The sequence below is a fragment of the Aestuariispira ectoiniformans genome (genome assembly GCF_025136295.1).
GTDB classification, from domain to species: Bacteria; Pseudomonadota; Alphaproteobacteria; order UBA8366; family Aestuariispiraceae; genus Aestuariispira_A; species Aestuariispira_A ectoiniformans.
The window spans coordinates 3,270,355-3,283,364 of the sequence record NZ_CP062788.1; the positions used below are offsets into that span (position 1 = coordinate 3,270,355).

Consider the following 13,010-nt stretch of genomic DNA (forward strand, 5'->3'; position numbering starts at 1 on the left):
GCAAGGTGAAACGAAGGATAAGCAGGTCTTCCCATGAGTATCATCCAATCCGCCCTCAGTCGGGCGCGAACAGTCATCGCCTTGCTGGTGTTCATCCTGATTGCCGGTTCGATCGCCTATGTCAGCATTCCCAAGGAATCGGACCCGGACGTCAATATCCCGATCATCTATGTCTCGCTCAGCCATGAGGGGATTTCCCCGGAGGATGCGGAACGCCTCCTGGTCCGGCCCGTCGAAAAGGAAGTACGCACCATTGAAGGTGTGAAGGAAATGCGATCCACCGCCTATGAAGGCGGGGCCAATGTGCTGCTTGAATTTGAGGCCGGCTTTGATTCCGACAACGCGCTGGACGACGTGCGCGAAAGAGTGGACACGGCCAAGCCTGAACTGCCGGATGACACAGACGAACCCAGCGTCAACGAGGTTAACCTCAGCCTGTTCCCGGTGCTGGTCGTTACCCTGTCCGGTGACGTGCCGGAACGCACGCTGCTGCGCCTTGCGCGTAACCTGCAGGACGATATCGAGGCCCTTCCGCCCGTTCTGGAAGCCAATATTCAGGGCGACCGCGACGAGACCGTGGAACTGGTCGTCGACCCCATGCTGGTAGACAGCTATGGCCTTCGCCCTGACAGCATTTTCAATGCCTTGAGCCGCTCCAACATTCTGGTGGCCGCCGGTGCAATGGATACCGGCAAGGGTCGTTTTTCGATCAAGGTACCGGGGTTGTTCGAGGATCTGGGCGACATTCTGCGTATGCCGCTAAAGGTCGAGGGTGACGCCGTCGTGACCATCGCCGACGTGGCGACGGTGCGCCGTACCTTCAAGGACCCGACCGTCTATGCCCGCGTCAACGGCGAACGGGCGATCACTCTGGAAGTCTCCAAGCGTGTTGGTGAAAACATCATCGAGACCATTGATCAGGTCCGTAACGTCGTTAACGAAGAGGCCAAGCATTTCCCCGAGGGGGTCAAGGTCGGCTTCAGCCAGGACCAGTCCGGCCAGATCAAGACCATGCTGACGGACCTGCAGAACAACGTGACCAGCGCCATCCTGCTGGTGATGATCATTGTCGTCGCCGCCCTTGGGCTGCGTGGCGGGTTGCTGGTGGGTGTCGCCATTCCCGGCTCCTTCCTGGCGGGTATCCTCGTGCTATATACCGCCGGGATGACGGTCAACGTCGTGGTTCTCTTCTCCCTGATCCTGGCCGTCGGCATGTTGGTGGACGGGGCCATCGTCGTGATCGAATATGCCGACCGGAAACTGGCGGAAGGCGAACCCAAGGAAGTGGCCTATGGGCTGGCCGCCAAGCGCATGGCCTGGCCGATCATCTCGTCGACGGCAACAACGCTGGCGGCTTTCCTGCCGCTGTTGTTCTGGCCCGGGATTGTCGGGGAATTCATGAAGTTCCTGCCAATCACCCTGATCGCGACGCTTACAGCATCGCTTGCCATGGCGCTGGTCTTTATCCCGGTGCTGGGCGCCAGCCTGACAACCGTCCTGCGTCTTGTGGTCATGATTGCCGCCGCTGGTGGCCTCGGGTCTCTTGGCGCGGGCATTGCCGCATCGGCCCTTGGGCAGAATTTGGCGCTTGTCGGCGGCATTCCGCTTGGCCTTATAGGCCTCATCGGCGGTTTCTGGCTGGGTGGTCTGTTCGGGCGTCTGCTGGAACAACGCAGTGCTGAACCGGAAGAGGCCCAACAGCTTTCCGCCAACCATGAAGGGGCAGCCCTGGAAAAGGTCAAAGGCCTGACCGGCGTATATCTGAAAGTGTTGCGCGGGGCGCTCCGCTATCCGGCCCTGGTTCTGCTCGGTGGCCTCGGGGTTCTGATCGTCACCTATGTCGTCTACGGGAAATTTGGCCATGGCGTGGAATTCTTTCCCGAGATCGAACCGGATCAGTCCGTCGTAGTCGTCCATGCCCGTGGCAATATGTCGGTCGATGAACGTAACGGCCTTGTCCTGCAGGTGGAAAAGCACATTCTCGACCTGCAACGGGAAAAGGGTGAGTTCAAGACCGTCTACGCAACGGCGGGAAATTTCCGCGCCCGCGACGATGAAGCCGAAGACGTCATCGGCAAGATCCAACTGGAATTTGCCGACTGGGAACAGCGTCGGTCCGCGGATGTGATCCATCAGGATATCCGTGACCGGACCGCCTATCTGGCGGGTATCTGGGTTGAGGTGAAAAAGGCAGAGGAAGGCCCGCCGACCGGCAAGCCAGTCAATGTCCAGATTTCATCCCGCAACCCTGCCCTCCTGGATCCGATCATCGGGAAACTGCGGACCAAGATGGAAGGCATGGAAGGGCTGGTCGATGTGGAAGACAGCCGCCCCATTCCCGGTATCGAATGGGTACTGACCGTCGACCGCGCGCAAGCTGCCAAGTTCGGCGCGGATGTGGTCAGCATCGGTAACTTCATCCAGTTGGTCACAAAGGGCCTGAAGATCAGCGATTACCGCCCGGATGACAGCGACGACGAGGTGGATATTGTCGCCCGTTATCCGGAGGAATATCGGACAATCGACCAGCTCGACCGGGTGAATATCAGCACCGACAAGGGGCTGGCGCCAATGGGCAGTTTTGTCCAACGCGAGGCGAAGCAGAAAACCGGCCTGATCCGCCGTACGGACGCCAAACGCATCATGTTCGTGCGGGCCGACCTGAAGCCGGGCTATCTGGCCGATGATCAGGTGCGCGAAATCCGCTCCTGGCTGGAGGCCCAGAACCTGCCGGAAGGCGTCGACTATGTCTTCAAGGGCGAGGACGAGGAACAGCAGAAGGCACAGTCCTTCCTGATGAAGGCCTTTGCCGTCGCCCTGTTCCTGATGGCGGTGATCCTGGTGACCCAGTTCAACAGTTTCTATTCCGCCTTCCTGATCCTGTTTGCGGTGATCATGTCGACAGCCGGGGTGCTGATCGGGTTGCTTGTGATAAACCAGCCCTTCGGCATCGTGATGAGCGGGATCGGTGTGATTGCGCTGGCCGGGATTGTGGTGAACAACAACATTGTCCTGATCGACACATTCGACCGTCTGGTGCACACGGAAAAAGATGTCAGAACGGCTATCCTGCTAACCGGGGCGCAACGTTTGCGGCCGGTAATGCTGACGACGGTCACGACAATCCTGGGCCTGATCCCGATGGTGACGCAAACCAATATCGACTTTGTCTCCCGCCATATCTCGGTCGGGGCACCGTCGACACAATGGTGGGTGCAACTGGCAACGGCCATCGTTTTTGGCCTCGCCTTTGCAACCGTCCTGACCCTGGTGCTGACGCCCTGCGCCCTGATGATGCGGGCCAATATCAGCAACTGGCGCGCAAAAAAACGGGCCCTGAAGGAACAAAAGCAATTCGACCAGCAGGCCGCCAATGACGGTGAGTTGAAAGGCTTTCAGGCCGACGCTGCAGAATAGCGAATGTCGGAACCTTGAAAACAGGGCGGCATCCGGTCGGATGCCGCCCTTTCTTTTGTCTAGTCGTCAGCCTCTCCATCAATGTCTATGGCTACGGCCATCGCATCAAGAAGTGGAGACGGATTAGTTTGATTGCGGAGCAGAACCAGACCCACCGTCGGCAAAGCCGGAAAACCTTCGCGTTTTCCCAACGCCCGCAGTGTATTGGGAACGCTGGACCGAGGCATCACAGCAACGGCAAGCCCCACCTCGACCACCGCCAGCAAGGCCGCCAGGTTCGGGCTGCTATAGGCGACACGGTAACGCCGCCCGCAATTGGCAAGGCTTTGAGTCGCCCATTGCCGAACATCGCAATCCTCCCGGAAAACCGCCAGAGGCAGGACATCCCGCAGGTGGACTGCATGACGACGGGAGGCCGCCCAGACCAGTTGTTCCCGGCCAATCAATGTACCCGCCACGCTGTCCAACAGGCGTGTAACAACCGCCAGGTCAAGCATCCCCTGCTCAATTTGGGCCGTAAGATCCACACTTGGCGCACAATGCACCATAATTTCGATCTGTGGATGGCAGGCGGCAAAACTCTCCAGAATTCTAGGCAGGACACTGGCCGCATAATCATCAGGTATACCAAAACGGAGCAAGCCTTCAGGTTCCTGCTTCGTCATGGACATCCATGCCTCTTCCTGCAATTCCAAGATGCGGCGGGCATAGCCCAGAAGTGCTTCTCCCTTTTGCGTCAAACGAACTGTCGGACGTTCCCGCCGGAATAGTTGATGACCCACCATCTGTTCCAGCCGCTGAACCTGCATGCTCACGGCAGACTGCGTACGACCCACACGATTAGCAGCCGCCTGGAAGCTGCCTTCTTCGGCAATGATGACAAAACTGCGCAGGAGGTCGGGGGGAAACTGCTGTTGCATATTTATATCAAATTAATTGACTTTAATATTCAATACTATCAATTGGATTTATCAACAATGATTTTTGATAATCACGGGCGTTCCAAGTTTTCCCGAGGCCCTGATGTGGACTTTAGCCTTTTCCCTTATCCCCTTTGCGTTTTCCATGATAGCCACTCCCGGCCCAAATAATGTCATCGTCATGGTGAGCGGTACAAACTTCGGCTACAGGCGTACCCTGCCGGTTATCCTGGGTATCGTTTTCGGTCTATCGACGTTGATTCTGTGCACGGGACTGGGACTTGGCCAATTGTTCGGCCTGTATCCCGGCATTCATTCCACTCTGAAATATATAGCAACAGCCTATCTGCTGTTCCTAGCCTGGAAAATCGCCTCGGCAGACGGAATATCCAAAGAAAAAAATGAGGAAAAGCCTTTGACCTTCCTGCAGGGCCTTTTGTTTCAATGGGTAAATCCGAAGGCCTGGGTTCTCGCGGTCAGCGCCATTGCAACCTTCACCTCTCCGGCCCTTTCGCCTCTGGGACAGACCTTGATAATCTGCCTTGTCCTGACCTGTGTCGCCATTCCATCCGTATCCGCCTGGGCGATATTCGGAAGCGGAATTGCGCAACTCCTCAAGACCCGGAAAGCGCTTCGGTTTTTCAATATTGCAATGGGGGGCTTGCTCGTATCGTCGCTAATCCCTCTTTATCTTTAACGGCTCAGCCTTTCATTTTTGCCGCACCGCAATATCATTCTTAGAGCCCTTTCGTGAAAACAGGTGATTTTCCCTGTGGGCTTCAGTAGATAAAGGCGTCTGTACGGCATCTGCAAAGGAACGTGAGTTTGGACAACCTGACGATACGCCTGCGTGACAGGCAGGTCCCTTCCGATCACAAGACCGGTTCTTGGGGTGACCTTCTCTTTGTGTTCCATGTCGTCGGTATTCTGGTCGCCATTCTGGGCGTTACCATGCTCTTCCCCCTGCTGGTGGATTGGGAAAGCAGCAATGCCGACTGGCATGTCTTTGTGACATCCGCAGGTGTCTGCCTCTTCACCGGTATCACAGTGGCCCTGGCGACCTATCGCCGCTATCAGAAGGTTGATCGCCGCAAGGGGTATCTGCTGACCGTTTTAAGCTGGGTTATTGTTGGCCTGTTTGGATCATTGCCCCTTGCCTTCAGTTCCCTGAATCTCAGCTTCACCGATGCCTTTTTCGAAACCATGTCCGCCCTGACGACGACGGGTTCCACGGTGCTTGTGGGTCTGGACCATATGGCGCCCGGGCTGCTGATCTGGCGGTCGATCCTGCAATGGATTGGCGGGATCGGTATTGTGGTGATGGCGCTTGTGATGCTGCCGTTTCTGCGCATCGGCGGGATGCAGCTCTTCAAATCGGAATCCTCTGACGTTTCCGACAAACTGGCCCCCCAGATCGTGCGCGTGGCCGGACTGACCGTCCTGGTCTATGTCTCCTTGTCCCTCGCCTGTCTGGCCGCCCTGATCATTGCGGGCATGCCCTTCTTCGACGCCGTCAACCATGCCATGGCAACCATCGCCACCGGTGGCTTTTCCACCAAAGACGCCTCCGTCGGATACTATGACAGCCCGGCAATCGAGGCGGTTCTGATCATCTTCATGATGTCGGGCGCGTTACCGCTCGTCTTTTATGCCCGGATCATCATGCATGGCCGAGGCGCGTTCAAAGCCGAACGACAGATTCCCACCTTTCTGGCGATCTGGATTCTTGCCATCGGAATCGCAACCGTCATTCGCCACAACAGCAGCGCCGTCGAGGCGATTGGATGGCTGGGGGCCTTTCGGCAGGCAGCCTTCAACGTAACCTCGGTTCTCACCGACACGGGCTTTGCCACCACCGATTTCAGCCTTTGGGGTTCGGGGGCTATTGCGCTCTTCATGGGCCTCCTTTTCATTGGAGGCTGTGCCGGATCGACATCGGGTTCCATCAAAGTCTTCCGTTGGCAACTGTTGTTCGGCAGCATCCGCAGCCAGTTGGTGCATGTGCTCTCGCCCAACCGGGTCGTTGCCGTACGCTATCGCGGCAAGGGCGTGGATGACGAGACCATCAGCGTCGTCCGGAACTTTTTCTTCCTTTATATGGTGACCTGGGCAGTACTCTCCTTTGTCCTGATGCTGAGCGGCCTGGACTATCTGTCGGCAACCAGTGCCATTGCGCAGGCCATGGCCGGTGCGGGCCCGGGTCTGGGACCGATCGTCGGTCCGGGTACAAACTTCCTGGGCCTGTCCGATTTCTCAAAATATGTACTGGTCGCAGCCATGCTGCTGGGCCGCCTGGAACTGGCCACTGTCTATGTCCTGTTCCTGAAAGATTTCTGGCGGAAATAACCGGTCAGTGGCGGAAGGTGCCCCAACCGGCCCAGATGCGGCTGGCCGTCGTGACCCAGCAGAGCCCACCAAAGATATAGGCCAGGATCGGGAACCAGCCCGGCAGCAGGCAGATTGCGAATAAAAGCGCGATGGTTTCGGTGCCCTCCGTGAGGCCCCCCAGATAATAGAAGCTTTTGCGGCCCCGAATTTCGGTAGACAGGCCACGTTTGGCGGCGATGATGGCATAAGCCAGGAAACTGCAACCGGTGCCGACAAAGCTGAAAATCAGGAAGGCCGCCGCCAGCGCGTTTTCCTGCGGCGCCATCAGGGCAAAGCCGAAAGGCACCGCACTGTAGAAGATGAAATCGAAAACGATATCCAGATAGCCGCCTGCGTCCGTCGGGTGACTATGCCGCGCGACAGCCCCGTCAAGGCCGTCCGACAAACGGTTCAATCCGATCGCAATCAAGGCGATCAGCGGATGCCCCAGAGCCAAAGCAGGCACAGACAAGAGGCCAATAAAAAAGCCGGCGACAGTCACCATATTGGCTGTCACACCGGCTTTTGAAAGGCGTGCCCCCAGATAGTTCAACGGCGGATCTATCAGGGGGCGAAGTGTTGAATCCAGCATCGCAGACGCAGGACCTGTTACCTAGTCGACCGAACGGAGATGGGTTTGGCCGTTTGTCTTGTCATCCGCTGCAGGCGCATCAGACACGTCCTCGTCATCTTCCTCGTTCAACCCCTGTATCAGTTCCGCCTCTGCCCTCAACTTGGTATAGCTGCGCAGGGAAAACGGGAAGCTGGACAGGTAGGAAATCAGGACAACGGACATGGTTGCCCAAGGGCGCGCGACCAGGAAGGCCACTGCCAGCGCACATACCGCCAGAGCCGGGATCATCATATGTCCGGGCACTTTCATCTTCTTGAACGAGAAAGTGGGCAGATTGCTGACAAGCAAAAGCGCCACCGCCGTCATCCAGACCGCCAGGAAGACCGGGTGAATATATTGGGTCAGACCGGGGATTTCGAAGGTCAGCAGCATGGGCAGCAAAGCAAGCCCCGCCCCGGCAGGTGCCGGGACCCCTTGGAAATAGTTATAGGCATAGGACGGCAGCTTATCGAGCGAGCTGTTAAAGCGCGCCAGACGCAGGCCCATGCAAACCGAGAAAAACAGCGCCACGCCCCAGCCAAATCCACCAAGCGCGTCCAGCAGCCAGAAATAGCAGATCATTGCAGGCGCAACACCGAAGGCAACGAAGTCCGACAGAGAATCAAGTTCCGCACCGAAATCGCTGGACGCCTTCAGCAGACGCGCCATCCGCCCGTCCAGGGTATCCAGAATAGCCGCGATCAGAATAGCACCCGCAGCAAATTCCCAACGCCCCTCAATGGCAAAACGGATGCCACTCAGGCCCGCGCAGGTAGCCGCAACCGTGATTGCATTCGGCACGATCTTGGAAAACGTCGGCCCTTTCAGGCGCGGTGTGCGGCGAGGACGGCGGCGACGGCGTAACATTAGCGAACTTCTCCCTGTCTGGGGCCTTCTTTTCCACGCTGACCGCTGCCAAGGTCGGCCAGAACCGTTTCACCGGCGACAGTCAGTTGGTTCTCACATACCAGGGGAACGACCCCCTTGGGCAAATATACATCAACACGGCTGCCGAAACGAATCATACCAAAGCGCTCACCAGCCTTCAGGTCATCGCCAAGCTGTGCATCGCAAAGGATACGGCGTGCCACCAGACCGGCGATCTGGACAAAGGCTACCTGCTGGCCGCGCTCGTTTTCCGCGACCAGAGACATACGCTCGTTGTCCACGCTTGCCTTGTCCATGGACGCATTCAGGAACTTGCCCGGGCGGTAATGGAGCTTGGTGATCGTCCCGTCAATCGGCGAGCGGTTCACATGTACGTTGAAGACATTCATGAAAATGCTGACCCGGGTCATCGGCGTGTCGCCCATTTCCAGTTCCGGCGGCGGAGGTACATCGCGAATCATCTGCACCACCCCGTCAGCGGGTGCGATTACCAGACCGGGACGCGTCGGGGTGACGCGGTCGGGGTCGCGGAAGAAATAGGCGCACCAGGCGGTCAGGATCAGGCCGGGTATCCAAAGCGGCTCCCAGACCAGCCCCAAGGCCACGGTCACTATGCCAAACAAGGTGACGAAGGCATATCCCTCCCGGTTAATGGGAACCATCACCGGTTTCAGGACATCACGCATGGAACTCATTGATCGTAACACTCCAGATGCTTAATTGAGCCGTCGGCAAAAAGCGGCAACAGCCGCGCCACCTGCCAACAATCTGTATTTAAAGGTTGAGACCGGGAAAAAACAGTCCCGGTCTTCGAGAATTTGTTCAAATTGTAAGAATCAGTTGGCCGGAATCTCAAAAACCTGCCCCGGATAGATCAGGTCGGGATCACGAATCTGCTCTTTGTTGGCCTCATAAATCACCGTGTATTGAAACCCCTCACCCAAAGTCCGGCGGGCAATTCGCCACAGGCTGTTCCCCGGCTGAACGATTATAAAGGCATCACCGGCAAAATCGGTAAAGGGTTCCGCCCTGTTAAACGGCAGCTCGATCCGGCCCAGCATTTCACCACCGGCAACCTGATCCACACGCAGGGTGTAGACACCCGGCACGACCGGCTCCTTCGGGGTCATGCTCCAGCTACCGTCTTCCGCCACCACGGCGCGGCCAACCAGATTATTGTTCAGATAAATCTGAATATCCGCGCCCTCGATCCCGCGCCCACCAAACGTGATATTGCCCTTGTCGTCGTAATCGACAGTGTCGAGGAACAGACCGCCGGTCGCATCCGACACCCCGTTTTCCTCGCGCGGTTTTTGCAGTACGCGCGTTGCCCCCTCGCCGTTTCGCGGCACCAGCAGCGCCAGCGGCTGGGTCGGCTCATCGGTTTTCCGCCCGGCAACATCCTTGCCTTCTTCCGGAACCACCAGCACCACGATGTCTTTCGACTGGGTCTTTTTCCCTTCCGGGGTTTCCGCAGTCACGGACAGCTCCCGGTTACCGGACGGCAGGGGTTCGCTTGGCAGGATCACCCATTCACCGCGCTCATCTGCCTTGACCGTCCCGATCGCCTTATCGCCATCCATGACGGTTACCTTGCTGCCTGCCGGCGCACGGCCCGCGATAACGGTGTCCCCTTCTTCAGAGACCCGAACCACGTCAAATTCCGGAGTATCCTGATTTTTCTTCTCGCCGTCCGAAGCCGTCATTTCTTTCTGAACGGCCTCAGGTTTTGCTGATGACGAGGTATCGGCAGTCTGCGCAGGTGCTGTCTGCACCGATTCGTCCTGGGTATCGGCAACCGGCTTGGGCAAATCATTGGTAAGCAGGAAATTCAGCCCAAGTGCAATGGCGACAATGACAACGCCAATGATGCCAATAACGACCGTTCGGTTCACCAGTACCCTCGCTTTCACGCCTTCACACAGATTGCACCAGAGGAGGAGTTAAGATGAACCCCAATCTGCATGACCAGCCTAGTGAAATCTTTGTTATCTTTATTTAGTATCAGTTGACGAAATCTACTACCCTGCGCCAAATGGCGCAATGAAAAGCGCGCCTTACCGGCGGAAGACGCCGAAATTCCTTCATTCATCGAAAAACTCTGGGAAGATATCATGCCGTTCAGACTGTGGGATTTGCCGACTCGGCTTTTTCATTGGCTCCTGGTTATCCTGGTCATACTCAGCAGCGTATCCGGTCTGCAGGAGAGCATGACGATCCATTTCTATTCCGGCTATGCCATTTTCGCACTGCTGGTTTTTCGACTGTTCTGGGGTCTGTGGGGCAGCACGACGGCGCGTTTCACCGCTTTCATCAAAGGGCCCCGTGCCATTCTGGGCTATGCCGCGACGCTTTTCCATCGCCGTCCAAGCCGCTCATTGGGACATAACCCCCTGGGTGCGCTGTCAGTTCTGGCCCTGATCGGGATTTTGGGCGCACAGGTCGGTTTCGGTCTGTTTGCCACCGATATCGACTTTATCGACATGGGCCCGTTGAGCGATCTCGTCTCCTTCGAAGCGGCAAGCGCATCAATGGACTATCATCGCTTCCTCTTCGATATCATCCTGATCCTGATCGGCCTGCATATCGCGGTCATCCTGTTCTACCGACTGTATAAAAGAGAGAACCTGGTGGGGCCCATGCTCCATGGCCGGATTGACCTGTCCGACACGCCCCAGCATCAACCGAAAGCCAAAAGCCTGTTCTTCCGAGGTCCACTTTGTGCCGTTTTGACGCTGGCGCTATCTGTGGGGCTGGTGTGGTTCACCGTGAAGGTATTGCCGAAAATCCTGTGAGGGCTCAAAACGTCCACCGAGAAGCACAACAAGCGCATACCGCAAGGCATGCGCTTGTTCTTTTGAACCGATTAAATCAACCAGTTCAGTCGAGTTTTTCGCGGAAAGGCTTGTGACAGCCACCACAGCCATTCTTGCCCATATCACCGAGTTGTGCGGCAATCGCACCTTTGTCGGCCCCGCTTCCGGCAACTTCCGCCAGTTTCGCCGCTTTTTCCGACAGATTCGCAGCAGCGGCCTCGAACTTGTCCCAGTCCTTCCAGATATCCGGTTTGGCCCCGGTTTCCGGTTTAGAGACTTCTTCCAATGATGTGCCTTCCGGGAACCAGGTTGGTATGTCCTTTGCCCATTTGGCGATTTCAGCCGCACGGTCTGCGACATCCTGCGCGGACCCTTCGTCCTTTTTCACGAAACCGATGATGGCTTTCATATTCTTGCCAAAGCGTTTCATATGGTCCTGGCGCTCCTTGACCGCTGATGCGGCGTCGATATTCGCACTTGCCACAGAGCCTGCCGCACCGACCAGAACCGCGCCACTCAAGGCGGCTGCAAGAAAGGCCTTCCCCAACATTTTCATCCGAAATATTCCCGTTCCGTTGTTTTCGATACCTGTTCGATCAACGCTGCCGTTTGTCTGGTTGTCTGGCCGCGTCCCTTTGATTGTGCGCGAAAACTTTCCGGCATGTGAAGTCAGAACTTCACACAATTTCTTTACCATGCGACCTTCCACCCTGCATTGACTTCCCCCTAGACACCTCCCCGATTAAAGAGTACTAGGCCCCAGCCAACCAGCACGAGGATTACAATGACCGGCATCACCAGTACCTGCGTTTATTGCGGCTCCAGCGACAAGGTCAAAGAAAGCTATCGCCAGGCGGCGACAGAACTTGGCCGGAAACTGGCCGAACGTAAAATCGAACTGGTCTACGGCGGCGGTCGTGTCGGCCTGATGGGACTGGTGGCCGACGGCGTCATTCAAAATGGCGGCCAGGTGTATGGCGTCATTCCGCGTTTCCTGGACAACCTGGAAGTCGCCCATGAAGGTGTCACCGAACTGGTGCTGACCGAAAACATGCATGAGCGGAAAATGCTCATGGCGGAACGCGCCGACAGCTTCATCGTGCTGCCGGGTGGCCTGGGAACACTGGATGAGACCTTTGAAATCCTGACCTGGAAGCAGCTTCGCCTGCATGACAAACCCGTCGTAATCCTTAACGTCGACGGGTATTGGGACGCGCTGGTCGAACTGATCCACAATCAGATCAACGAGAATTTCGCCAAACCGGCGAATCTGGACCTGTTTTCAGTCGTCAATACGGTGGACGAAGCCCTGGAAGCGTTGGAGAAAAGTCCGACGCCGACACACGAAATCGCGAGCAAGTGGACCTAATTCACTGCTGTTCGCTTTTTCTTAATAATTGCTTTGCTTTATACTGGACGGTATGGAGCAACGGGCGACGCATACCAATACTTACCGCAAACTCGTTGGTGGGACGACCATCAACAGCGAAACCCTGCTGTCCACAGACTACCTGAACCACTTCAACGAACTGGTTATGTTGTTGGAAATGGTGCCCGACATGCCGGACATGTTCGAGGAAGTTAAGGCATGGCAGCCCAAAACCTACCAGGAACATTTCCGCGACAGCTCCTTTACCCATAAAGACCTGGCAGTGATGGCCTATGAGCATTCGCCCGACGACTATCGCCTCCCCTTCGACCAGACCATCGAGGCAATCTATGGCCTGATACGGTCGGAACTGCCGGAAATCGACCGGACAATCCAGCAGGGAAACGCAGATATAATCCGCGAAAAAACGCTGCGTTTCTCGAGCAATCTGCAAAAGCTGATGGACCGGGCCAGCGGCATCATCAACGGTGTCGAACATTACACCAAGGGCGCAGAAGAACTGATCCATGAGGTCGAGGCGGAAGATACCGTCATGAACCAGTCCGCCATCGACAGCCTGTTCGACTGAACCAAGTTTCCTTATTCCCTTCTTCCAATTT

12 protein-coding genes are annotated in these 13,010 nt (G+C 56.7%); 6 read left to right on the top strand and 6 right to left on the bottom strand.

The genetic code is table 11. The features are described from left to right. Positions 1-33: 33 nt before the first annotated feature. A complete protein-coding gene (locus IF205_RS15345; protein WP_259780230.1) occupies positions 34-3,417 on the top strand; it encodes an efflux RND transporter permease subunit in 3,384 nt (1,127 codons plus the stop codon). A 59-nt stretch (positions 3,418-3,476) separates the two neighbouring features. Here the strand turns inward: IF205_RS15345 and IF205_RS15350 are convergent, their stop codons facing one another. Next, on the bottom strand, positions 3,477-4,337 hold the full coding sequence (locus tag IF205_RS15350; protein ID WP_259780231.1) for a LysR substrate-binding domain-containing protein: 861 nt from the start codon (positions 4,335-4,337) through the stop codon (positions 3,477-3,479). Between the two features lie 145 nt (positions 4,338-4,482). On the opposite strand from IF205_RS15350, the gene IF205_RS15355 reads away from it, so the two are divergent. Continuing rightward, a complete protein-coding gene (locus IF205_RS15355) occupies positions 4,483-5,034 on the top strand; it encodes a LysE family translocator (RefSeq protein WP_259780232.1) in 552 nt (183 codons plus the stop codon). A gap of 122 nt (positions 5,035-5,156) precedes the next feature. Further along, positions 5,157-6,683, top strand: a complete 1,527-nt coding sequence (locus IF205_RS15360) for a TrkH family potassium uptake protein (RefSeq protein ID WP_259780233.1) — start codon at positions 5,157-5,159, stop codon at positions 6,681-6,683. A gap of 4 nt (positions 6,684-6,687) precedes the next feature. On the opposite strand, the gene IF205_RS15365 is transcribed toward IF205_RS15360, so the two are convergent. The 4 genes from IF205_RS15365 to IF205_RS15380 form a co-directional block, all read right to left on the bottom strand. After that, complete coding sequence (locus tag IF205_RS15365; RefSeq protein ID WP_259780234.1) at positions 6,688-7,296, bottom strand: CDP-alcohol phosphatidyltransferase family protein; 609 nt, start codon at positions 7,294-7,296, stop codon at positions 6,688-6,690. A gap of 21 nt (positions 7,297-7,317) precedes the next feature. Continuing rightward, on the bottom strand, positions 7,318-8,184 hold the full coding sequence (locus IF205_RS15370) for a CDP-alcohol phosphatidyltransferase family protein (RefSeq protein WP_259780235.1): 867 nt from the start codon (positions 8,182-8,184) through the stop codon (positions 7,318-7,320). After that, positions 8,184-8,900 (bottom strand): phosphatidylserine decarboxylase, encoded by a 717-nt coding sequence (locus IF205_RS15375; RefSeq protein ID WP_259780236.1) that lies wholly within the window; start codon positions 8,898-8,900, stop codon positions 8,184-8,186. Before IF205_RS15375 ends, IF205_RS15370 begins: the two co-directional genes overlap by 1 nt. 141 nt (positions 8,901-9,041) lie before the next feature. After that, positions 9,042-10,100 carry an Ig-like domain-containing protein gene (locus tag IF205_RS15380; protein ID WP_259780237.1) on the bottom strand — a complete coding sequence of 353 codons (1,059 nt, stop codon included), beginning with the start codon at positions 10,098-10,100 and terminating at the stop codon, positions 9,042-9,044. A 219-nt stretch (positions 10,101-10,319) separates the two neighbouring features. Between IF205_RS15380 and IF205_RS15385 the strand changes: the two genes are divergently transcribed. Further along, the gene (locus tag IF205_RS15385) at positions 10,320-11,000 is read left to right on the top strand and encodes a cytochrome b/b6 domain-containing protein (RefSeq protein WP_259780238.1); all 681 of its coding nucleotides are present in this window, start codon (positions 10,320-10,322) and stop codon (positions 10,998-11,000) included. An 85-nt stretch (positions 11,001-11,085) separates the two neighbouring features. On the opposite strand, the gene IF205_RS15390 is transcribed toward IF205_RS15385, so the two are convergent. Further along, positions 11,086-11,577 carry a c-type cytochrome gene (locus IF205_RS15390; protein WP_259780239.1) on the bottom strand — a complete coding sequence of 164 codons (492 nt, stop codon included), beginning with the start codon at positions 11,575-11,577 and terminating at the stop codon, positions 11,086-11,088. 228 nt (positions 11,578-11,805) lie between these two features. On the opposite strand from IF205_RS15390, the gene IF205_RS15395 reads away from it, so the two are divergent. Continuing rightward, positions 11,806-12,390: an LOG family protein gene (locus IF205_RS15395; protein ID WP_259780240.1), complete on the top strand. Its 585-nt coding sequence runs from the start codon at positions 11,806-11,808 to the stop codon at positions 12,388-12,390. 52 nt (positions 12,391-12,442) lie between these two features. Then, the gene (locus IF205_RS15400; protein ID WP_259780241.1) at positions 12,443-12,979 is read left to right on the top strand and encodes a hypothetical protein; all 537 of its coding nucleotides are present in this window, start codon (positions 12,443-12,445) and stop codon (positions 12,977-12,979) included. Positions 12,980-13,010 lie beyond the last annotated feature (31 nt).